General features: G+C 70.2%; 21 protein-coding genes. 13 read left to right on the forward strand and 8 right to left on the reverse strand.

Translation table 11 applies throughout. The annotated features are described in order from the left end of the window. The first annotated feature begins 25 nt into the window (after positions 1-25). Genes OG496_RS04220 through OG496_RS04230 form a run of 3 tightly spaced genes read left to right on the forward strand, consistent with a single transcriptional unit; the run spans position 26 to position 2854 of the window. Positions 26-637, forward strand: coding sequence for a nucleoside deaminase (locus OG496_RS04220; RefSeq protein WP_366492586.1), 612 nt, complete (start codon positions 26-28; stop codon positions 635-637). After that, positions 634-1560, forward strand: coding sequence for a sugar phosphate isomerase/epimerase family protein (locus tag OG496_RS04225; protein WP_405969625.1), 927 nt, complete (start codon positions 634-636; stop codon positions 1558-1560). The genes OG496_RS04220 and OG496_RS04225 overlap by 4 nt, the downstream gene beginning before the upstream one ends. A gap of 49 nt (positions 1561-1609) precedes the next feature. Continuing rightward, positions 1610-2854 carry an MFS transporter gene (locus OG496_RS04230; RefSeq protein WP_405969626.1) on the forward strand — a complete coding sequence of 415 codons (1245 nt, stop codon included), beginning with the start codon at positions 1610-1612 and terminating at the stop codon, positions 2852-2854. Between the two features lie 46 nt (positions 2855-2900). On the opposite strand, the gene OG496_RS04235 is transcribed toward OG496_RS04230, so the two are convergent. Beyond that, on the reverse strand, positions 2901-3743 hold the full coding sequence (locus OG496_RS04235) for a helix-turn-helix transcriptional regulator (protein WP_405969627.1): 843 nt from the start codon (positions 3741-3743) through the stop codon (positions 2901-2903). 14 nt (positions 3744-3757) lie between these two features. Continuing rightward, positions 3758-4693: an SDR family oxidoreductase gene (locus tag OG496_RS04240; RefSeq protein ID WP_405969628.1), complete on the reverse strand. Its 936-nt coding sequence runs from the start codon at positions 4691-4693 to the stop codon at positions 3758-3760. A gap of 227 nt (positions 4694-4920) precedes the next feature. On the opposite strand from OG496_RS04240, the gene OG496_RS04245 reads away from it, so the two are divergent. Continuing rightward, positions 4921-5103, forward strand: a complete 183-nt coding sequence (locus OG496_RS04245) for an antitoxin (RefSeq protein ID WP_043664173.1) — start codon at positions 4921-4923, stop codon at positions 5101-5103. 154 nt (positions 5104-5257) lie between these two features. Continuing rightward, entirely contained in the window at positions 5258-6331 is a 1074-nt protein-coding gene (locus OG496_RS04250) for an MHYT domain-containing protein (protein WP_405969629.1), read from the forward strand. 70 nt (positions 6332-6401) lie between these two features. On the opposite strand, the gene OG496_RS04255 is transcribed toward OG496_RS04250, so the two are convergent. Then, on the reverse strand, positions 6402-8690 hold the full coding sequence (locus OG496_RS04255) for a zinc-dependent metalloprotease (RefSeq protein ID WP_405969630.1): 2289 nt from the start codon (positions 8688-8690) through the stop codon (positions 6402-6404). An 88-nt stretch (positions 8691-8778) separates the two neighbouring features. Here OG496_RS04255 and OG496_RS04260 point away from each other — a divergent pair, with 88 nt between their 5' ends. Both OG496_RS04260 and OG496_RS04265 read left to right on the forward strand, forming a co-directional pair. Beyond that, positions 8779-10284 carry a metallophosphoesterase family protein gene (locus OG496_RS04260; RefSeq protein ID WP_405969631.1) on the forward strand — a complete coding sequence of 502 codons (1506 nt, stop codon included), beginning with the start codon at positions 8779-8781 and terminating at the stop codon, positions 10282-10284. Between the two features lie 72 nt (positions 10285-10356). Beyond that, positions 10357-11385, forward strand: a complete 1029-nt coding sequence (locus tag OG496_RS04265) for an LLM class flavin-dependent oxidoreductase (RefSeq protein ID WP_405969632.1) — start codon at positions 10357-10359, stop codon at positions 11383-11385. Positions 11386-11419: 34 nt separating this feature from the next. Here the strand turns inward: OG496_RS04265 and OG496_RS04270 are convergent, their stop codons facing one another. Continuing rightward, positions 11420-12400 carry a TauD/TfdA dioxygenase family protein gene (locus OG496_RS04270; RefSeq protein ID WP_405969633.1) on the reverse strand — a complete coding sequence of 327 codons (981 nt, stop codon included), beginning with the start codon at positions 12398-12400 and terminating at the stop codon, positions 11420-11422. A 174-nt stretch (positions 12401-12574) separates the two neighbouring features. On the opposite strand from OG496_RS04270, the gene OG496_RS04275 reads away from it, so the two are divergent. Both OG496_RS04275 and OG496_RS04280 read left to right on the forward strand, forming a co-directional pair. Continuing rightward, positions 12575-13405 (forward strand): aldo/keto reductase, encoded by an 831-nt coding sequence (locus OG496_RS04275; RefSeq protein ID WP_405969634.1) that lies wholly within the window; start codon positions 12575-12577, stop codon positions 13403-13405. Positions 13406-13556: 151 nt separating this feature from the next. Next, entirely contained in the window at positions 13557-13991 is a 435-nt protein-coding gene (locus OG496_RS04280; protein ID WP_366492575.1) for a cupin domain-containing protein, read from the forward strand. A gap of 26 nt (positions 13992-14017) precedes the next feature. Here the strand turns inward: OG496_RS04280 and OG496_RS04285 are convergent, their stop codons facing one another. From OG496_RS04285 to OG496_RS04295, 3 genes are all read right to left on the reverse strand, one after another. Continuing rightward, a complete protein-coding gene (locus OG496_RS04285; protein ID WP_405969635.1) occupies positions 14018-16372 on the reverse strand; it encodes a SpoIIE family protein phosphatase in 2355 nt (784 codons plus the stop codon). Between the two features lie 64 nt (positions 16373-16436). Next, a complete protein-coding gene (locus OG496_RS04290) occupies positions 16437-16904 on the reverse strand; it encodes a peroxiredoxin (protein WP_033282996.1) in 468 nt (155 codons plus the stop codon). Then, positions 16901-17281 (reverse strand): DoxX family protein, encoded by a 381-nt coding sequence (locus OG496_RS04295; protein WP_405969636.1) that lies wholly within the window; start codon positions 17279-17281, stop codon positions 16901-16903. Before OG496_RS04295 ends, OG496_RS04290 begins: the two co-directional genes overlap by 4 nt. A 141-nt stretch (positions 17282-17422) precedes the next feature. Here OG496_RS04295 and OG496_RS04300 point away from each other — a divergent pair, with 141 nt between their 5' ends. From OG496_RS04300 to OG496_RS04310, 3 genes are read left to right on the forward strand one after another with little or no spacing between them, the layout of a single operon-like run. Then, positions 17423-18040, forward strand: a complete 618-nt coding sequence (locus tag OG496_RS04300; protein ID WP_405969637.1) for an HAD family hydrolase — start codon at positions 17423-17425, stop codon at positions 18038-18040. Between the two features lie 46 nt (positions 18041-18086). Next, the gene (locus OG496_RS04305; RefSeq protein WP_405969638.1) at positions 18087-19253 is read left to right on the forward strand and encodes an acyl-CoA dehydrogenase family protein; all 1167 of its coding nucleotides are present in this window, start codon (positions 18087-18089) and stop codon (positions 19251-19253) included. Continuing rightward, the gene (locus OG496_RS04310) at positions 19254-20021 is read left to right on the forward strand and encodes an SDR family NAD(P)-dependent oxidoreductase (protein WP_405969639.1); all 768 of its coding nucleotides are present in this window, start codon (positions 19254-19256) and stop codon (positions 20019-20021) included. A 12-nt stretch (positions 20022-20033) separates the two neighbouring features. Here the strand turns inward: OG496_RS04310 and OG496_RS04315 are convergent, their stop codons facing one another. Continuing rightward, a complete protein-coding gene (locus tag OG496_RS04315; protein WP_405969640.1) occupies positions 20034-21257 on the reverse strand; it encodes an RNA-guided endonuclease InsQ/TnpB family protein in 1224 nt (407 codons plus the stop codon). A 28-nt stretch (positions 21258-21285) separates the two neighbouring features. Between OG496_RS04315 and OG496_RS04320 the strand changes: the two genes are divergently transcribed. Further along, the gene (locus OG496_RS04320) at positions 21286-21444 is read left to right on the forward strand and encodes an Arc family DNA-binding protein (protein ID WP_405969641.1); all 159 of its coding nucleotides are present in this window, start codon (positions 21286-21288) and stop codon (positions 21442-21444) included. The last annotated feature ends 117 nt before the right edge of the window (positions 21445-21561 follow it).

The following is a 21561-nucleotide window of genomic DNA, read 5'->3' on the forward strand; positions in this document are numbered from 1 at the left end:
GCCCAACCGTGAAGGACGCCCGGACGTGATCGACATCGTGAAGGAATACCGCGTGGCGCTGCCGGCGTGGATCGACGACGAGGTGGCCGACGTGCCCGCCGTCGTCCCCGGCCGCGAGGACCGGATGCGCCTCGTGCACCGGCTCGCGGACCGCAACTGGCGGGAGGGAAACGGCGGTCCGTTCGCAGCACTCGTCGCCGAGCGCGACACCGGCCGGATCGTCTCCGTGGGCGTGAACGTCGTTCTCGCCTCCGGAGTCTCCAGCGCACACGCCGAGGTCATGGCTCTCGGCCTGGCCCAAGTGGCCACCGGCGGCTGGGACTTGGGCGCCTCCGGCCTCCCGACGCACGAGCTGGTCGTCAACTGGCGCCCCTGCGTGCAGTGTTACGGCGCCACCTTGTGGTCCGGGGTGCGCGGTCTGGTGGTCGCGGGCGAGGGCCCGGAGCTGGAGGAGATCACCACGTTCGACGAGGGCCCGCTCGGCGCGGACTGGGCCCAGCAGTTCGAGGCGCGGGGCATCGAGGTCGTAGGAGATGTGCTCCGGGACGAGGCGCTGGCCGTGTTCCGGAACTACCGCAAGGCCGTCGACGAGTCGGACGGTGTCGTCGTCTACAACGCGCGCGGAGGTGCCGAGTGACCCCGCGTTTCGCGACCGATGTCGTCACCTTCTACCACCCGGACTTCTGGGATCTCCCCTCCGCGGACGCCGTTCGCGCGTGGGCGCTGGCGCACCCCGAGCGTTTCTGGGAGCGGGTGATGGACGCGCTGGACGAGGCCGGCGTCACGGGCATCGAACTCACCTTCGCGCCGGGCGACATCGAGTCGGCGCTGCGGGCCTTCGGCAGTGCGCAGGGCTTCCGCCGCGAGCTGGTGTCCCGTGGGCTGGCCGTGGTGAGCGCGTTCGTCGCCGGGGAGGACAGCCCCGACTGGCGGGACGCCGAGAACCTGCCCGCGATCGTCGCCGACGCCGAACGGCGTGCTGCCTTCCTCGTCGACGTGGGGGCCGAACTCCTCGTCGCGGGGCTCCCCATGCGCACGACGTTCGGGACGCGCCCGCCCCTCTTCGTCGACGCCCCGTACATGACGCGCATGGCCGACATCGCGCACGCGGTGGGCGAGGCCGTCTCCCGGCAGGGTGTGCGGCTCGCCTTCCACACGGAGTCCAACAGCACGCTCTGGTACGAGCGCGACATCGACCTGTTCATGGCCTTCACCGATCCTCGCTACGTCTGGCTGTGCCCCGACTCCTGCCACATCGCGCTCGGCGGAGGTGATCCGGTGGCCGTGGCACGCCGTCACGCTCAGCGCGTCGCGCTGGCGCACTGGAAGGACGCGGTCAGGCCCATCGACGTGGAACTCACCATCGACGAGACGGTCTTCGCCCAACAGCAGCCCTACATGGCCGAGTTGGGCTCGGGCATCGTCGACTGGAAGGGCTGGGCCGACGTAATGTCCCGTACGCCCGGCGCGGACACGGTGCTCATCGAACTCGACGAGGCGGCCGATCCGGTCGCCGCGTTGCTGGCGGGGAGGGCGGTGGCGTCGTCGGTGCTGCCGTGACCGGTGGCACAACTGCCGTGGCAGAAGGGTCACTTGATACGATCCGATCATGCCGCGCCTGGTGGACGTTCCTGGGTACGTACGCTTCTGGACCGCCTCCGCGATCTCGTCGTTCGGCTCGCAGATCACCGGGCTGGCACTGCAGATCCTCACCGCCGTCACGTTGAGCGCCTCCGCCACGGAGGTGGGTCTGGTCAACGCGGCCCGCTGGGCGCCCTACTTGCTCTTCGGGCTCGTGGCCGGAGTGCTGGTGGACCGCTCCCGGCGCAAGCCGGTCATGGTGGCCATGGATCTCGGCAGGGCCGTCCTCCTCGGCGCCATCCCGCTCCTGTACGCCCTGGACCGGCTCAGCGTCGCCACGCTGTGCGCGTGTGTCTTCGCCTTCGGGGTGCTCTGTCTGTTCTTCGACGCGGCCAACCACTCCTACGTCCCGCAGCTGGTCCCCAAGGAACTCCTCAACGCGGGCTATGCCCGGGTGGGGCAGGCCGACGCGGCGGCCGGGTCGACCGGGCCGCTGATCGCCGGAGTGCTGATCAGGCTGGTCGGCGCGCCGCTCGCCGTGCTCGTGGACGCCGTCAGCTATCTGGTGTCCGGCCTGCTGCTCACCACGGTGCGGGCCCACGACCCCGTTCCCGATCGCGGCGCGCGGCGCAGTCTCCTCAGCGAACTGCGCGAGGGGACGGCCTGGGTCTACCGCCACCGGACCCTGGCGTCCATCGCGCTGACCTCGCACCTGATGCTCCTCTTCAACACCGTCGTCAGTACGGTCTTCGTGGTCTTCGCACTGCGTGACCTCAAGATCGGGGACTTCGGCCTGGGCGTGACGTACGCCTGCGCGGGCCTCGGCGGAGTGCTCGGCGGCGCGTTCTCCGCACGCGCGGCGCGGAAATTCGACGTCGGCGCCGTCCTGATCGCGGGCCGTCTCGTCGCCGCCGTCGGCTGGCTGCCGCTGGTCCTCGCCCAGCGGGGACCGTGGGCCCTGATCTCGGTGTCGCTGGCCTTCTTCGTGGTCTCCGGCGCCATCTCGCTCGAAAGCCCGGTCGAGATGAGCTACCGCCAGGCGGTCACGCCCGAGCGCCTCCGGGGACGGATGAACGCCACGATCCGCTCGTTCAACTGGGGCATGGTCGCGATCGCCGCACCCCTGGGCGGCCTCCTCGCCGACCGGGTGAGCTACCGGTTCGCCCTGTGGGTGGGTCTGTCCGGAGCGGTCCTCCAGGCACTCCTGCTCGCCGGGTCCCGCACCCGGGAGGCCCGCGACACCGACGGGGTCGAGCCTCTCGTACGCGCCTGAGCCGAGGGATCGCCATGCCTTTCCGAGGTGGTCAGGAACGGCGACGTCAGAGGTGCGGCTCACGATCACCCACGACGGACAGGAGCTGGAGCTTCTGGTGGCTCTCGGTGCCGGGTGTGGCGGTGTAGACGAGGAGTGCCTGTGCCTGGTCGGCGTCGTAGAGGACCTGGCACTGGAGGTCGAGGATGCCGAGATCGGGGTGGCTGATGCGTTTGCGGTCGTCGGGTCGGCGGACCGAGATCTCGTGGTCGCTCCACAGTCCGGCGAACTCCTCGCTCTCCGCCAGGAGCGCCTCGACGATCTCGCCCACCCGGGTGTCGGCGCCGTTGCGGGAGTAGACGGCGCGCATTTCGGAGGTGAAGACGCGGCTGTTCAGCGCGTGGTCGGCCTCGGGATAGATCCGTCGGGCCAGCGGGTCGGTGAACCAGCGGTAGCCCAGACTGCGGCTGAGGCCGGTGAACTCGGTCTCGTTGCCGATCAGCGCGACCGCGAGGCGGGTCTGGATCAGGGTCTCGCCGAGGCCGTTGACGACCTGGGCGGGCGTGTCCGCGAGGCGGTCCAGGATGCGCATGATGCCCGGGTTGACATGGTCGGTGCCGAGACCGCGACTGGGTGTGTTGTGGCCGGCCATCCGGAACAGGTGATCGCGTTCGTCCAGGGAGAGATGCAGGCCACGGGCGATGGCGGCGAGCATCGCCTCGGACGGCATCGGCCCGCGCTGCTGCTCGATGCGTGCGTAGTAGTCGGTGGAGATACCGCAGAGCAGGGCGATCTCCTCGCGCCGCAGGCCCCGGGTACGTCGGCGCGGGCCGCGGGGCAGACCGACGTCCTCGGGCTGCAGTGCCTCGCGCCGGGTCCGCAGGAAGTCGGACAGCTGTGCTCGGTCCATGACGTGATTCTTTCTCAGGCGGGGAAGCGGACACCGGTCAGTTCCTCGGACAGCTCCCAGATCCGCCGGGCGTCGGCTTCGCTGCGGGCGTTCTTGTAGACGGCTTGTTCGACGGGGGCGCCGCTCAGGTGCAGGAAGCCTCCGGGGCCGTAGAACGCGCCGCCCCGCGCAGCCGGGTCCGTCGCCGCGTACAGCGCCGGCAGCGGTCCCGCGTCGAGGGGCTGGACGAGGAGACCGGCGCTCGCGAAACGGCGGATGATCCTCACCGACGCGGTGTCCTTGGACCGGCCCATGTGCGGCTGCGCCGCGAGCAGGTTGGTGGGGGTGACACCGGGGTGGGCGACGTTGCTGGTGATCCCCCAGCCGAGCCGGGCGCTACGGCGGTCGAGTTCCAGAGCGAAGAGCATCAGCGCGATCTTGGAGTGGCTGTAGGCGCGGGAGGGCTTGTACGTAGCGCGCCACTGGGGGTCGGCCCAGTTGATGCCGCCCATGTTCGCGGAGACGCTCGACTGCGCGGTGACCCGGCCGCCCGCCGCACGCAGCAGGGGCAACAGCCGTGCCGTGAGCGCGAAGTGGCCGAGATGGTTCGTACCGAACTGCAGCTCGAAGCCGTCCTTGGTCTCCGCACGCGCGGGCGGTTCCATGATGCCCGCGTTGTTCACCAGGAGGTGGACGGGCCGCCCTTCGTCGACCAGGGTCGCGGCGAGGGCCTCGACGGAGTCCAGTGAGGACAGGTCGAGCGGGCGGGTCGAGACCTGTGCGCCCGGGTGGGCTGCCTTGATACGGCCGACGGCGTCCCCGCCCTTGGCCTGGTTGCGCACGGGCAGGATCACCTCGGCTCCGGCGGCGGCGAGACGGCCGGCGAGACCGAGCCCGATCCCGTCGCTGCCACCGGTGACCACGGCGAGCTTTCCGGTCAGGTCGGGCACGGCCGGTTCGGGAATGTCCATGATGGTTCGGCTCCTGGGTCGGGGCTGGCTGGCTGGTGGCCAGGTGTGACGGTGCAGGGCGGTGAACCCGCCACCACCCACGATTCCGGCGCCGCCCCCGCGGATGAAGGCACAACGCATCCAGGGACAACCGATCCCTGCCTGACGCCCCGCCCGGCACCGAAATGCGGCCCGCCGGAAGCAGGGGGATGCTGGGAGGGCCAACGCACGTCCGAAGGAGGACAGCCATGTCGATCATGGACAAGGTCAAGGGAATGCTGGGCCAGCACTCGGACAAGGCCAAGGAAGGCGTGGACCGGGCGGGAGACATGGTCGACGAGCGCACGGGCGGCAAGCACGCCAAGCAGGTCGACATGGCGCAGGACAAGGCCAAGGACTTCATCGACCGCGAGAAGCCGCAACAGCCCTGACCGCTTCTGTCCCCGTATCACCCCCGATGCGCCCCAAGTGATGTCCCGGAAGCAGAGAGTTAACCGACCACTGGTGTGAAAAGGTTGCGCAGCCGGGGCCCGATCCATACATACTCCCCCCACAGGAAGCCACAACTCTGGGGGGAGTTGGCTCATGCAAGGCACGATCGACGGGTTCCGCTACGGTGCGGTGACCCCGGTGGCGGCCTATCTGATGGCCAGCCTGGGCGGGGCTCTGGGACTGCGCTGCGTAGTGCGGTCCCTGCACAACAAGCAGTCGTGGAAAGCGGGTTGGCTCGCGCTCGGCGCGACGTCGATCGGCAGCGGCATCTGGACGATGCACTTCATCGCGATGATGGGCTTCCAGGTCGAGGAGACCCGGATCGGCTACGACATCGGCCTCACGGTGCTGAGTCTGGCCGTGGCGATCGTCGTGGTCGGCATCGGTGTGTTCGCCGTGGGCTACCGCGGCGCGACCGCCGGCACGCTCTCCGCGGCCGGCGTCATCACCGGGTTAGGAGTCGCCGCCATGCACTATCTGGGCATGGCGGCCCTGAAGTTGAACGGCGACATCGAGTACCGGACCAGTACGGTCGCCTTGTCCGTGGCGATCGCGATCGTCGCCGCGACCGCGGCCCTGTGGGCGGCCGTCTCCATCCGCGGCTTCCTGGCGAGCCTGGGCGCCAGCCTGGTGATGGGCGTGGCCGTCTCCGGGATGCACTACACGGGCATGGCCGCCGTGAGCGTCCACCTGCACGGCACCGGCGGCGCGTGGACGGGCGACTCCGCCAACTCCATTCTGCTTCCCATGCTGTTGGGACCGGTGATCTTCCTGCTGCTGGCCGGGGTCGTCGTGATGTTCGACCCGCTGCTGGTGATGGGCGAGGGCGAATGGGACCGCTCCTTCGCCCGCCACCCGGTCGGCCCGGACACCGGAGGCAAGCAGCCCGCCCAGCGCCCCGACTCCCTCTTCGACACGGCGGGCCGCCCGGCAGTCGGCCGACCGGGCGGGTACGAGAGCCCACCCGCCCCACCGGGCAGCCGCCGGAGCCGAAGCCGGTACAGCCGCAGAAACCCCGCCACCCCGACGCCGAACCGACAGGCCTCGTACGGCAGCCCCGCCATCCCCTCGCCGCCGAATCCCCGCGGCGCCCACAACACCCCGACCGCTCCCGCACGCGGCCGCCCGGATCCGTACGGCACCCCGCAGCGCCCCGGCGAGTGGTGACCAACACCGCGCACCACGGCCCGACTTGAGCCCCCGCTCGCCGTAGCCGTCAAGTAGCCCTACGGCGGGCTCAGTTGGGCGCGCCCGGCGGCACCCGGGGCAGCGGATCGACCCGCACCGACCCGGCGTCGGCGAAAAACGCCCGGATCGACTCGCCCGCCTCACGCGCCTGTTCGTCGCCCTGGCACCGCAACTCCATCCCGAGCCGTCGCACGGCACCGCGCAGCGACATGCGTACCGGCGCGTGGAGAGCCGTGTCGTCGAGCAGGCTCAGCAGGTGGTTCAGGAGGGTCCAGTCCGCCGCGTGTTGTACGGCGGCCCCGCCGGGCAGTTCGGCGGGCACCGAGTCGGTACGGCGCCAGGTGGCGGCGAGGAGCGCGTCAACGATGTCGGTGACACCGGGCGCCGCGGGGTCGGCGGCATGCTGCCAGGCCACCCGGTTGAGCCGCGCCGGGTCCAGCAGTTGCTCCGTCACCAGTGCGGTCGCGACCCGTACGGCCTCGAAGGGGTCGAAGATCCGCCCGGCACCCGTGTCGAGGTACTGCCCCGTCCGGCCGTAGCGGATCGCGGGCGGGGTGAGGGCGTCCAACACCGTTCCGGGCAGGGCGAGTTGCTCGGCGCGCAGCAGTTCGGCGAGTCGGGCCAGCGCCGTGTGCTGGGTGGCCGCGTCGACGGCCTGTGCGCCCCGGCCGTCATCGCCCGCGAACCCGTACCCGTAGCGCACCCCGCCCACCAGCCGGGCCACGGCCGTCACCTCGTGCCGGTGCAGGAGGTGCAACAGGACGGCCCGTTCCTCCAGTTCACCGGTCTGCCGGTCGGGCGGCAGCACCCCGCGGGAGAAGCCGTCCAGTGCGATACGGCGGACCCGCAGCATCGTCTCCAGCGCCTCGAAGGCGTCCGGCCCGGTCACCCACGTCACGGCGTCAGCGTGCGCGGCGTTCGGGCCCTGGGCGTCCTCGTCGGAGAGGTAGATCAGGCCCGACTCGGCGGCCTCGCGGCGCAGTTGGGCGAGCGCGGTCTCCTCCACGCCGTCATCGAACCGGCCGTAGCCATGCGCGACCAGGAAGTGGTCCCACGGCCCGAGTCCCTTGCCGTACGCGGCGGACAGGTCCAGGTCGCCCTCCTCCGTGACCTGGATGCGCGCATGCGGATAGTCCATGACGGACGGCTCGGGGTGCTGCGTACTGGCGAAGTTGTGCATGAAGCCGAGCGCGTGGCCGATCTCGTGCGCGGCGAGCTGACGCAGCCGGGCGAGCACCAACTCCTCGACGGCGGCGAGCCGTTCGACCTCGTCCGGGCGGCCGTAGGGGGCGAGGAGGGACTCGCCGAGCGCGCGGACCTGTTCGACGCGCTGGGAGCCGAGCCGTACCCGGGCATGCAGGATCTCGCCGGTGCGGGGGTCGGTCAGTCCCTGGCCGAGGGACCAGCCGCGGCCCGCCCGGTGCACCCAGACCACACCGTTGACGTCGGAGTCGTACGGGTCGAAGCCGTCGCCGCCGGGCTCGACCCGGTAGGCGTCGGGGAGTCCGATCCGGGCAAAGGCCTGCTGCCACCAGTTGCCGCCCTCGACGACCGCCGAGCGGAAGGGCTCGGGGACGGCCGGGTCGATCTGGAAGACGATCGGGGCGCCGCCGGGCTCCGCGCGGAAGCGGGGCTGGAGCTTGACCTGCGTGTTCGCCCGGCCGACCAGGCCGTGGTCGGCGTACCCGATGGCGTAACCGCCCGAGGCGGGGTGGTAGCGCCGGACAGGAAGCGGGGACGCGGGCAGCCGCAGCAGGTTCAGCTGCTGGACGACGGTGAGGGCGCGCGGGTCGGCGGCGACGGCCCGGACCGCTGATCCGCGGCCGGGGCCCCGGAAGGTGAGCAGCGCGGGCAGCCGGACGGCGGTGGGTCCGGTGCGGCTGTCGGGGACCAGCGGGAGGCTGGTGGACGCGTCGATCGTGTAGTCGCCCTGCTCGCGGGAGTGGAGATGCTCGGCGATCCCGTCGTGGTCGGCGACGACGAGCCCGGTGGCGTCCACGACGGCCGCGCCGTTCTCCTCGCGCAGCACGGGCCCGCTCCACAGCACGGACAGCGCGAACGACTCGTCCCCCGCTCGTACGGCGGCCGCGTCGCCGGAGGTCAGGAAGTGCTTGTTGCGGACGGCGAACAGGACCCGGTCGCCGACCCGGCGGAACTCGGCGAGCCAGGTCCGGCCCGCCTTCCCCCGGTCCAGCCACAGGTCGCTGGAACCCAGGCCCTGGGAGAGCGAGACGGAGAGGAGGAAGGGTTCGTCGAAGTGGCGGATGCCCAACAGCAGCCGGTCCGAACGGAGTTCGGGGTCGGGGATCAGGTCGATGAAGTCGGCTTCGCCGGGCATGCGGGGGCCTTTCGGTTGAGCATCGTCGAGTTGATGTTGTCAGGCCCCTGCCTCTCGTACCGCGTTGGCTCGTTGTTACGGTGCACCGGTGTCTGAATCTTCACGCGATACTCTCGAAGGCGCCGGTTGGGGCACCGCGGAGCGCGGTGCGTATCAGCAGCTCATGCCGTCCCATGTCGAGAAGGTCTCGTGGCTCAGCCCGAAGACTCTGTGGGCCGCGCGCAACGGCGTGTTGGCCACTTGGTTCGGGGATCCGACCGGCGACACCCGCAGCCGTTGGGTGGCCCAGCGCACGGACGCCGGCGCAGCAGCCGACAAGGTGATCCGGCGCGACGATCCAGACACCTTCTCCTTCATGGTCATCGGCGACACCGGCGAGGGTGACGATCCCCAATACGCCGTCGTGCCGGGCTTTCTGAAGGCCGGTCAGGACACGGCGTTCGCGGTCGTCGCCAGTGACGTCATCTATCCCGTCGGCACCGCGGACGACTACGAGACGAAGTTCTTCCGCCCGTACCAGGCCTATCCGGCGCCCATCTACGCAATACCCGGCAACCACGACTGGTACGAGGGCCTCGGCGGTTTCATGCGCGTCTTCTGCGACGACGCGCCCGCGCTGCCCGCACCGAAGGCGCCACGCCCGCTGACGCGTGCCTGGTGGCGCGCGCTGCTGTGGCACCACCCCAGCCCGTCCGACGGCGAACGCCTGGACAAAGCACGGGAGTTGCGTTCCTCGCCGGTCCAACAGGCCGTGCAGCCGGGCCCGTACTGGGCGATCGACGCGGGTCCGGTGCGCATCATCGGTATCGACACGGGCCTGTTGGGCACGATCGACGCCGAACAGGGCGCCTGGCTGCGCGAGGTGGCGAAGGGGCCCACGCCGAAGATCCTCATCACCGGTTCGCCCCTGTACGTCGACGGCGAGCACCACCCCTGCGCCATCGAGGGCGGCGGCACGGTCGACGACATCGTGAGCGATCCGGCCCACCGCTTCGTCGCCGCGATCGGCGGCGACATCCACAACTACCAACGCTATCCAGTCCAGTTGGCGGACGGCCGCACGCTCCAGTACGTGGTCTCGGGCGGCGGCGGCGCGTTCATGCACGCGACCCACACCGTGCCGCGCGTCGACATCGCGAACGTCACCGAGCAGGACTTCCGGTGCTACCCGCTGCGCGGCGACTCCCTCGCCTTCTACAGCAGGCTGTACGGGCGCCGCCTGCACCTGCGCCGCTTCTTCACCCTGACCGAGGCCGAGGCATCGGCCGTGATCTGCGAGCGCCTCGGCATCCCGCCGACGCGGACTCCGGGCCCGCCCGTCCGGATCACCCGCCGCGTCCGCCTGGTGGCGAGCCTGCTGGGCGCCGGGAGCCGTCCCGGCCGCCGCTCGCGCTTCCGCCTCCCGGTGCGCAAGATCTACACGCAGCTCTTCTCGCCCAGCTCGGTGACGTACAGCCCGCCGTTCTTCAAGTGCTTCCTACGGCTGGACGTCACCCCGGACGCGGTCCGGCTGCGCTGTTTCGCGGCCACCGGCAACCGCGCCCAGGAGATGGACCCGCCGGTCGAGGACGAGATCACCATCCCGCTGAACTGATCACACGCGCGCAATGTTCGCCTGTCACAATCAGGACAGAACAGAACTGACGTACGACCGCCGGAGGAGCCCGTGCCGCCCACCTCACGCCCGCTGCGAAAGCTGGGCTTCCTCACGATCGGCCTCTTCGACGAGGCCGATCCGCGCCGGGGCCACGAGTCGACGCTGGAGATCATCGAACTGGGCGAACGCCTGGGCTTCGACAGCGCGTGGCTGCGCCACCGCCATCTCCAGTACGGCATCTCCTCCCCCGTCGCGGTCATGGCGGCGGCCTCGCAGCGCACCAGCCGTATCGAACTCGGCACGGCGGTGATCCCGCTCGGCTGGGAGAACCCGCTGCGGCTGGCGGAGGACCTGGCGACCGTCGACATCCTGTCCGGGGGCCGCATCAACCCGGGCGTCAGCGTCGGCCCGCCGATGCACTTCGACCAGCTCAAGGAGGCGCTGTACCCCGACACGGCCGACGTCGAGGACTTCAGCTACGAGCGGGTGCGCCGCCTCCTGGACTTCGTGCGCGGCAAACCGGCGACCGACTTCAGCGGGGTCGAGGGCTTCGAGGTGTTCTCGGACCGGGTCCAGCCGCACTCCCCTGGCCTGGGACGTCGCCTCTGGTACGGCGGCGGCAGCGCGGGCTCTGCGAAGTGGGCCGGCGAGCACGGGATGAACTTCCTGACGAGCAGCGTCGTCAAGGCCGAAGGGCCGGACGAGTCAAGGGACTTCGCGGAGATCCAGCTCTCCCACGTCCGCACGTTCCGCGCCCACCACCCCGATGGCGACGACGCCCGCGTCTCCCAGGGGCTGGTGGTCATCCCGACCGACTCCGCGTCGCCCGAACAGCGCGCGAAGTACGAGGAGTTCGCCCGCAAGCGCACTCCCCGGACGACGTCACCGCAGGGCCCGGCCCGGCTGATGTTCGCGCCGGACATCGTCGGCACCTCCGCCGAGATCGCCGAACTCCTGCACGCACACGCCGCGTTCAGGGAGATCGACGAGGTGGCGTTCGCGCTGCCGTTCACCTTCGAGCACGAGGACTACGCGCAGATCCTGACGGACATGGCGACAAAGCTGGGACCGGCGCTCGGGTGGCAGCCCGCCGCCTGACATTTCGGTGGCAGGCCGCCGCCCGACCTCAACCTCACCAGCGGCCGGGCTCGGTGCCGACGATCGGCTCGGACGGCTTGCCGTTGACGCCGACCGGTATGTCGCCGGTGAGCATCACACGGTGCATGGTGCGCGGGAAGCCGAGGTGGGCGTTGTCGCTGGGGGCGAGGTGGATGGTGGCCCGGTTGTCCCAGAAGGCCACGCTGCCCGGCTCCCAGCGGAACCGGACCGTGTACTCGGGCCGAGTCGCCTGCGCGAGCAGCATCTCCAAGATCGCGGCGCTCTCCGCGCGGGAGACGTCGGTGATCTGCTCCATGTAGTAGCCGTTGACGAACAGCACCCGCTCCCCCGTCTCGGGGTGCACCCGCACCAGCGGGTGCACCGAGGCGACCTGGTGGTCCAGGAGGTGACGGACGTACGCGTCGTCGCCGGACCGCGGCTGATAGCCGACGCCGAGCCGGTGCTCGGCCCGCAGTCCGTCCACGAACTCCCTTACCGGCTGCGACAGTCCGGCGTACGCGGCCGCCAGATTCGACCAGGTGGTGTCGCCGCCGTACGGCGGGACGGTCTCCGCGCGGAGGATCGTCGCGGCGGGCGGGTCGACGCGGGCGCCGTGGTCGCAGTGCCAGCCGCGCAGGAGCGTGTGCCTGCGTCGCTCCAGCCACTCCTCGTGCTCCATGCCGAACCGGCCGCCCAACTCCAGCCGGTCGGCGGTCGTTTCGATCTCCGGGAAGCCTTCCGGTGACGCGCTGCCGCGCCGCCCGAGCACGACCGGTTCCCCGAAGCGGCGCGCGAACGCCACATGCCCGGTGTGGTCGAGCCGTTGCCCGCGGAAGAACACGACCTTCCAGCGCAGCACCGCCGCCCGGATCGCTGCGACCACGGCGTCGTCGAGTTCACCGGCCAGGTCGACACCGGTGATCTCGGCCCCGATGTGCCCGGCGGCGGGCCGCACCTCCATGCCGTCCACCCGCACCGTCTCGTCCGTCGTCGTACCGCTGCTGTCCGTCGTCATGCCCGCTCCGTCGTCGTACGTGCCCGGCCGGTCGTCCGTACCAGGTCCTCCCTACCGGGTCGTACCCAGGTCGTACGGCTTCCAAGGAAGATCGTGTCAGCGATCCCCGCGCAGGGCGACAGGGGTTCCGGTCGCCCATACTGGCTGTACCGCACAGTCAAGGGAAGGTCGACCGTGATCAGCATCCCGACGCACACGCTCAACGACGGCACGAAGATCCCCGCCATCGGCCTGGGCACCTGGCCGATGGACGACGCGACGGCCGAGGAGGCCGTCGCCGGTGCGTTGCGCATGGGCTATCGCCTGGTGGACACGGCGACGAACTACCGCAACGAGACCGGCGTCGGTCGCGGCATCGCCCGCAGCGGCGTACCGCGCGAGGAGATCCTCGTGACGACGAAGCTGCCGGGCCGCCATCACGGCTACGAGGAGACCCTCGCGTCCTTCGAGGAGTCCCGGGCGCGGCTCGGCGTGGAGTACGTGGACCTGTATCTCATCCACTGGCCGCTGCCGCGCGTCGGCAAGTTCGTCGATTCCTGGAAGGCGATGATCAAGCTCCGCGAGGAGGGTCTCGTCCGGTCGATCGGTGTCTCGAACTTCACCCCCGGACACATCGAGCAGTTGGAGAAGGAGACCGGCGTCCTGCCCTCCGTCAACCAGATCGAGCTGCACCCGCTGTTCCCGCAGGACGAACTGCGCGCTTTCGACACCGAGAAGGGTGTTCTCACGGAGAGCTGGAGTCCTCTCGGGCGCGGTTCCGAGCTGTTGAACGACCCCGCTGTGGTGACGGTCGCCGAGGCCTTCGGTGTGACACCGGCGCAGGTGGTGCTGCGCTGGCACACCCAGCTCGGGGCCATCCCGATCCCCAAGTCGGCGGATCCCGACCGGCAGCGCGCGAACCTCGACATATTCGGCTTCGAACTCGGCCCGGCCCAACTGGCCGCCATCGCCGACCACACGCCGCAGCGGCTGGGCGGGGACCCGGAGACGCACGAGGAGTTCTGAGAGTCCTGGGAGCTCTGGAAGTCCTGGGAGCTCTGGTACTTCCGGAAGTCTGCGAGTTCAGGGGGTGGAAGTCGGCGTTTCTGCCCCCAACTCGCGTTCCCTGCCTCTATGTTCACGGCGGATGCTCAGGATCTCATCGGAAGGTTCTCGTATGCGCACCGCGTTCCGTACCGCCGTGACCGGGTCGGTGGCCGCCGCCGCTCTCCTGATCGGCGGCACCGCCCAGGCGACCCCGGCGGGGCCCGGAGTCACCGCCCGGCTGATCAGCCAGACCACGATCGGCGACACCGACTACACCCTGCGCGAGATCACCATTCCGCCCGGCCAGGCCACCGGCTGGCACTATCACGACGGCCCCCTGTACGGCGTCGTCAAGCAGGGCACGCTGAGCCACTTCGACTCCAGCTGCGCCTCCGACGGCGTGTACCGGGCGGGCAGCCCCATTCAGGAACCGGCCGGTTCGGGCAACGTGCACATCGGCCGCAATCTGGGGAACGTCCCTCTCGTCCTCGACGTGCTGTACGTCCTCCCGCACGGATCACCGTTCTCGGAGGACGCGCCGAACCCCGGATGCCCCTTCGAGTGAGCGGTCCGGTAGGCGAGTTGTCCGGGTCAGTCCGCCGGCGGCAGCGGCTGTTCGGCCCAGATGGTCTTGCCGCTGCCGGTCTGCCGGCTGCCCCAGCGCTGGGTGAGCTGGGCGACGAGGAGGAGGCCGCGCCCGCCCTCGTCGTAGGCGTGGGCGCGGCGCAGGTGCGGTGAGGTCGAACTCCCGTCGGAGACCTCGCAGATGAGGGCGCTGTCGCGGATCAGGCGGAGCTGGATGGGCGGTTCGCCGTACCGGATGGCGTTGGTGACGAGTTCACTGACGACGAGTTCGGTGACGAAGGACTCCTCGTCCAGCCCCCACGCGGTGAGTTGCTCGGTGGCGGCCTGCCGGGCCCCGGCCACGTGCGCGGGGTCGGGTTCGATGTCCCAGGTGGCGACCCGGTCGGCGCCCAGCGCCCGGGTGCGCACCAGCAGCAGGGCCACGTCGTCGCTGGGATCCTCCGGCATCACGGCCTTCAGCACCGAGTCGCACAGCGCGTCCAGCGACTCGGCGGACGCGGTGAGCGCGCGGCACAGTTCGGCGGTGGCGTGGTCGACGTCGCGGTCGCGGTCCTCGATCAGGCCGTCCGTGTACAGGGCGACGGTAGCTCCCTCGGGCAGCTCCAACTCCACTGCCTCGAAAGGGAGTCCGCCGACGCCGAGCGGTGGTCCCGCGGTCATGGGGACGAGGCTCGCGGTCCCGTCGGGCAGGACGACGGCCGGCGGTGGATGTCCGGCGGCGGCCATGGTGAGGCGGCGCGAGACCGGGTCGTAGACGGCGTAGAGGCAGGTGGCGCCCAGTTCCGCGACCTCGTCGCCGGTGTCGTCCGTCGCGAGGTGGGTGACCAAGTCGTCGAGGTGGGTGAGGAGTTCGTCGGGCGGCAGGTCCACGTCGGCGAGGGTGCGGACGGCCGTACAGAGGCGGCCCATGGTCGCCGAGGACGGGATGCCGTGGCCGACGACATCGCCGACCACCAGGGCAACACGGCTGCCGGACAGCGGGATCACGTCGAACCAGTCGCCGCCGATACCCGCGAGCGACCCGGAGGGCAGATAGCGGTGGGCCACCTCGACCGCCGCCTGCCCGGGCAAGTCCCTGGGCAGCAGGCTGTGTTGGAGTGCAAGTGCGGTCGAGCGCTCGCGGGCGAAGCGGCGCGCGTTGTCGATGCAGACGGCGGCCCGGCTGGCCAACTCCTCGGCGAGTACGGCGTCGTCGGCCGCGTAGTCGTCCGGGTGGGCCATGCGGACGCCGACCGCGACACCGAGCGTGGTGCCCCGCGCCCGCAACGGCACCGCGATCATCGAGTGGACGCCCTTGCGGTGCGAAATCCCTTCGGGAGAACGGGCGTTGCGGTCCGCGACCCACCGCACGAATTCGGGCTCGCCCGCCTGACTGCGCACCGCCCGTCCCTCGCGCAGAGCACGCACAGGTGGCGAGGACGGCTCGTAGACGTCCGTCTGTCCCAGGCGTACGGCGGCACCCGGCGTGCCCTCGTCGACAGAGCCGTGGGCGACGCGCCGCAGCACGATCTCGCCGTCCGACGCCGGCGGTGGTTCGTCCGCGCCGAGCACCCACGGGAGGAGGTCCACGCTGGCGAAGTCGGCGTAGCGCGGCACGAGGATCTCCACCAGTTCCTCGGCGGTGCGGACCACGTCGAGGGTGGTGCCGATGCCGGCCGCCGCCTCGTTCAGCAGGGCCAGCCGCTGCCGGGCGAGGTACTGCTCGGTGCTGTCGAACGCCGCGAGGGCGACCCCGGTCACCTCGCCGGAGTCCTCCTTGAGGGGCCACATCTCGATGCTCCAGGCGTGCTCCCTGTTCAGGGCGGGAGCGCCCGCCCAGCTGTTGTAGCGGACCGGTCTGCCCGTCTCGGCGACCAGGCGCAGGTTGGTCAGGAAGCTCCGGCTGTGGTCGGCGTCCTCGACGCTCTCCGGGAAGAACCGGCCGATCAGGACATCCTCCGGGACTCCCATCACCCGGCAGGCGACGTCGTTGAGGCGGAGGTAGCGCTGCTCGGTGTCGAAGACGGAGAACGACATCGACGCCTGCTGGAAAGCCTGCTCCGCCAAGGTGGGCCCGGGTGCGGGTGCCGGTTCGGCGAGAGGCTCGGCGGTGAGGACGTATCCGTCCGGTGCGCCGTCCGCGCCGAGCACCGGGCAGGCCCGCACGGTGAGCGGGAGCGGGGTTCCGTCCCGGTGCCGTAGGACCAAGGTGCCCGTGAGCGCGGCCAGGGCCGTGGTGGAGGGAGGTTCGGCGAGCAGTGCCGCCACCGGCCGGCCCACGGCCTCCTCGGCCGGGTATCCCGTCAGTGTCCGGGCACCGTCGCTCCACCCCGTCACGATGCCTCGGGCATTGATGACCGCCGCGGCGGAGGCCTGCTCCATATCGTCCAGGATGGTCCCTATACCGCGCCGCAACAACCGCGCTACGGCATTTGTGGCCTCTGTGTCACTTCCGGTGGGCGCGGAGGGCGGCAAGGGCGCGGTCGGCGTGGGTGTTCATCCGCAGTTCGCTGGAGACGACCTCCAGGATCGTGCGGTCCTCGCCGATGACGAAGGTGGCCCGCTTGGTGGGTGCGAGGGAGAACCCGCGCTTCACCCCGAACCGCTCCCGGATGGTGCCGTCGGTGTCCGAGAGGAGCGGCATGCCGAGGGTGTGCTTCCCGGCGAACTCCTGCTGCTTGTCGACGGAGTCGCCGCTGATGCCCACGGGCCGCGCGCCGACGGCCGCGAACTCGGCGGCCAGGTCCCGGAAGTGGCAGGCCTCGGCGGTGCAGCCGGCGGACAGGGCTGCCGGATAGAAGAACAGCACCACCGGCCCCTCGGCGAGCAGTTCGGTGAGGCTGCGCTCGGCACCGGTCTCGTCCGGCAGCGTGAAGTCCTCGACCTTGTCACCGACGTTCAGGCGTCCCGTCATGACCGTCCCTCCCCATTCTTCGCGACACTACGGGCCCACAGTACGAGAGGTACCTGCAGCGGCAGACGCCCGATGGCCGCCGCTTTCTGCGGGGTCGGCCGGTCCCGCCAGTCCAGCGCCATCTTCACGTTGGCGGGGAACACGCCCACGAAGAACCCCGCCGCGGCCAGCGCGGCCGTACGCCGGGTACGCGGCACCGCGATCCCCGCGGCCAGCGCCAGTTCGACGACACCGCTCGCGTACGTCCAGGCCCGGGGCGACCCCGGCAGGGAGCGCGGGATCGTCGCGTCGAACTGTCGCGGCGAGGCGAAGTGGGCGACCCCCGCGGTCGCCAACAGACCGGCGAGCAGCAGCGACGAGCGTTCGGACCGTGGCACGGTTCCTCCTCTGATGGCCTGCCGCGCGATGTTACTCCACGGTAGACGGGCGGTGGCGGTCGGCCTTGTCCAGCAGTGACGGTTGACCTTGTCCAAAGGTGAGGCCCGACGGTCGTGCGGAGACGAACGAGAGGAACCCGCATGAACGCGCGCTGTCTGATCCTCGACATCGGCGGTGTCCTGGAGCTCACGCCCCGGACCGGCTGGCTCACCCGCTGGGACGAGCACCTCGGCCTCCCGCCGGGCACGGCGGACCAACGGCTGACCGACGTATGGGACGCCGGAGAGATCGGGACCGTCACCGAGAACGAGGTGCGCGAGCAGGTCGCCGCCCGGCTGGGACTCGGACCGGTGGACACCGAGTCATTCCTGGCCGACCTGTGGGACGAGTACCTGGGTACCCCCAACACCGAACTCATCGACTACGTGGCGGGGCTGCGCCCGCACTGCCGGCTGGGCATCCTCAGCAACAGTTTCGTGGGCGCCCGCGAGCTGGAGACGGCGGCGTACGGCTTCGACCGGCTGGTCGACGAGATCGTCTACTCGCACGAGATCGGCGTCCGCAAACCCGATCCCCGGGCCTTCGCCATCACCTGCACCCGACTCCAAGTACGGCCCGGCGACTGCCTGTTCGTCGACGACTTCGCTCCCAACGTCGAGGCCGCCCGCGTCGCGGGGATGCAGGCGCACCTGTTCGAGGAGAACGCCGGGACGGTCGCACGGATCACCGCACATCTGGACCCTACTGCTTCGGTCTGACCTTTGATATGTTTCGCAATCGGAACCGGAGAAGGGTCCACATTCCATGGACTTTGAGCTGACCGAGGACCAGGAAACGATCCGCAAGTCCGTCGCCGGACTGCTGCGTGACTTCGACGACCAGTACTGGATGGAGAAGGACCAGGCGCACGAGTTCCCGACGGAGTTCTACGAGACCGTCGCGGGCGGCGGCTGGCTCGGGATCACGATCCCGGAGGCCTACGGCGGCCACGGCCTCGGCATCACCGAGGCCAGCCTGCTGCTGGAGGAGGTGGCACGCTCGGGCGGCGGCATGAACGCGGCCAGCGCGATCCACCTGTCCATCTTCGGCATGCATCCGGTGGTCGTGCACGGCTCCGAGGAGCTGAAGCGCCGCACACTCCCGCGCATCGCCAACGGCGACCTGCACGTCTGTTTCGGCGTCACCGAACCCGGCGCGGGACTCGACACCACGAGCATCACGACGTACGCCCGACGGGACGGCGACCACTACGTCGTCAACGGCCGCAAGGTGTGGATCTCCAAGGCCATGGAGTCCGAGAAGATCCTGCTGCTGACCCGCACCAGCAAGGCCGACGAGGTCGCCAAGAAGACCGACGGGATGACCCTGTTCCTGACGGACATCGACCGCGACCGGATCGACGTCCGCCCGATCCCGAAGATGGGCCGCAACGCCGTCACCTCGAACGAACTCTTCATCGACGACCTGCGCATCCCGGTCGAGGACCGCGTCGGCGAGGAGGGCCAGGGCTTCCGCTACCTCCTCGACGGCCTCAACCCCGAGCGCATGCTGATCGCCGCGGAGGCCCTCGGCATCGGCCGGGCCTCGCTCGACAAGGCCGTCCAGTACGGCAAGGAGCGCGTCGTCTTCGGCCGCCCGATCGGCATGAACCAGGCCATCCAGTTCCCCCTCGCGGACTCCCTGGCCCACCTCGACGCGGCGGAACTCGTGCTGCGCAAAGCGACGTGGCTGTACGACAACGGGAGGCCCTGCGGGCGGGAGGCGAACACCGCCAAGTACCTGTGCGCCGACGCCGGGTTCACGGCCGCCGACCGGGCCCTGCAGACCCACGGCGGCATGGGCTACTCCGAGGAGTACGGCGTGGCCCGCTACTTCCGCGAGGCCCGCCTCATGCGCATCGCACCGATCAGTCAGGAAATGATCCTCAACTACCTGGGATCACACACGCTGGGACTCCCGAGGAGCTACTGAATGACCGACAGCACAGGGCTGTTCGACCTCACGGGCCGGTCGGCGCTGGTCACCGGCGCCGGGGGCGGCATCGGTTCCGCGGTCGCCGAGGCACTGGCGCGCGCGGGTGCCGCGGTGCTGGTGACCGACGTCGACGAGTCGGCCGCCGCGGCCGTCGCGGGGAAGATCGACGCCGCGGGCCTGACGGCGGACAGCGCCGCACTCGACGTACGGGACCGGTCCGCCGCCGACGCGGCGGTGGCCCGCGCGGCGGCGCTCGCGGACGGGACGCTGCACATCCTCGTGAACAACGCCGGGGTCATCGCCCCGGCCATGTTCGACAAGCTGGAGGAGGCGGCGTTCCGGCGCGTCCTCGACATCCATGTGATGGGCACGTTCCACTGCGCGCAGGCCGCGCTGCCGTTCCTGCCGGACGACGGCACGGGGCGGATCATCAACGTCACGTCGTCGGCGGGCCTGGTCGGCACGCTCGGCCAGGTCAACTACTCGGCCGCGAAAGCCGGGATCATCGGCCTGACGAAGTCCCTGGCCCGCGAACTGGCGCGCCGGCGCGTGCTGGTCAACGCCCTCGCGCCGCTGGCCGCTACGCCCATGACGGAGACCATCCGCACCAACGAGAAGTTCTCGGCCCAGATGCTCGCCCGCATCCCGCTGGGCCGGTGGGCCGAGCCGGCGGAGATCGCGGGCAGTTTCGTGTTCCTCGCCTCGGATGCCGCGTCGTTCATCACCGGGCAGGTACTGCCGGTGGACGGCGGCATGGTCATTTGAAACCTCCCCCACCTAATGGGCGGGGATTCCTGGCTCACGTTGGCTGTGGACCGGCGGTCCGGCAGCTCTTACACGATCAGCACCAGCCGGGTTGAGACCAGCCCGGACGAGCATCACGCGGGCGGAGTTCTTGTCCCTGGGAGACACGGTTCCGCACACGGTGCAGGTGTAGGTACGTTCCGAGAGAGGCAGTGCGTGCTTGGTTCTCGCTCCGCACTGTGCGCAGTCCATGGTGGTGTGCGCGGGGTGTACGAGGTGAAGTTCGCGTCTGTATTTGGAGGCCATACGGATCAAGGCCTGCTTGGTCACGCCGATCGCCGCGTCAGCGGCCTTGCGGGCCATGGTGGACTTGGCGAGGAACTTCGGGCGGAAATCCTCGACCGCAAGGCGGTCGTGGTCACGGACCACGTGCTTGGCCCACTTGCGGCCGGTGTCCTCGCGTTGCCGCGCGATCTTCTTGTGGAGTTTCGCGGTCTGCCGCTTCGCTTCGCGGTAGCCCTTCGATCCGGCCTGTCCACGCTTGGGTTTCCGACGGGCCATCCTCTTCTGGTAACAGGCCAGGCGCTGCGCGGCGGTCTTGCCATGCTGGGGATGTGGGAGGTCGTGGGCGTCGCTGGTGGTGGTCGCGGTTTCCTTCACTCCCCAGTCGATGCCGATCGCCCGGCCGGTGGCGGGCAGGGTCTCGGTGGTGGTCACCACGACGAACGAGGCATACCAGTGGCCGAGACTGTCGCGGTAGACGCGGACGGACGATGGCGGCTTGGGCAAGCCCCGCGACCACACCACACTCAGCACGATCCCGCCCGCGAGGTGCAGGCGGCCATCTTTGAGTCGGAACCCGCGCTGCGTGTAGTTCAGCGTCGGGTCGGCCGCATGCTTCTTCTTATACTTCGGCATCCCGGCCCGCCGATGCTGCGGCAGCCGGGCCTTGATGTCTTTCAGGGCCTTCGTGCGGGACTTGGCGAAGTCGCGGATGGTCTGCTGCTGCGGCACCGAACTTCCCTCGCGCAACCACGCGTTCTCGGTGCGGGCCTCGGTCAGCATCTTGTCGAGGCGGGCCGGGCCGCACTTCTCCTCGTCGGCATGCGCCTTCTTGGAGCGGGCGCAGCACTCGTTCCAGATCCACCGGCAGCGCGTCCACTCCGCCTCCAGCGCGGTGCGGGCGGTCGACGACACACGGAGCCGATAGGTGTACCGGGCATGTCCGGCGCCTTCGACTTCCCTCAGGGTCATCATGCCGCCATTCTGCCACTACTGTAGGGGCATGAATGAAGAAACAAAGATTACGCTCAGGCTCCCCACGGAACTGCACCGGTGGCTCACGGCTCAGGCCAAGTCCGCCCGCAGGTCTCTCAACTCCGAGATCGTCTACCGGCTGGAGGGTGAGCGGGACGCCGCTGTTGCGGACGCCGAATCGCCCTGACGGCGATCCTGAAGGCCTAGGCATCCTCGGAGGTACCCTGTGGCAGCCGACGCGGATGCTGTGTTCAATGGTTCAGCCAAAGAGGCCGAAGAGCGCGGCTTCCGACGAGAGGCCTGA

This window comes from Streptomyces sp. NBC_00988, from assembly GCF_045162645.1.
Classification (GTDB): domain Bacteria; phylum Actinomycetota; class Actinomycetes; order Streptomycetales; family Streptomycetaceae; genus Streptomyces.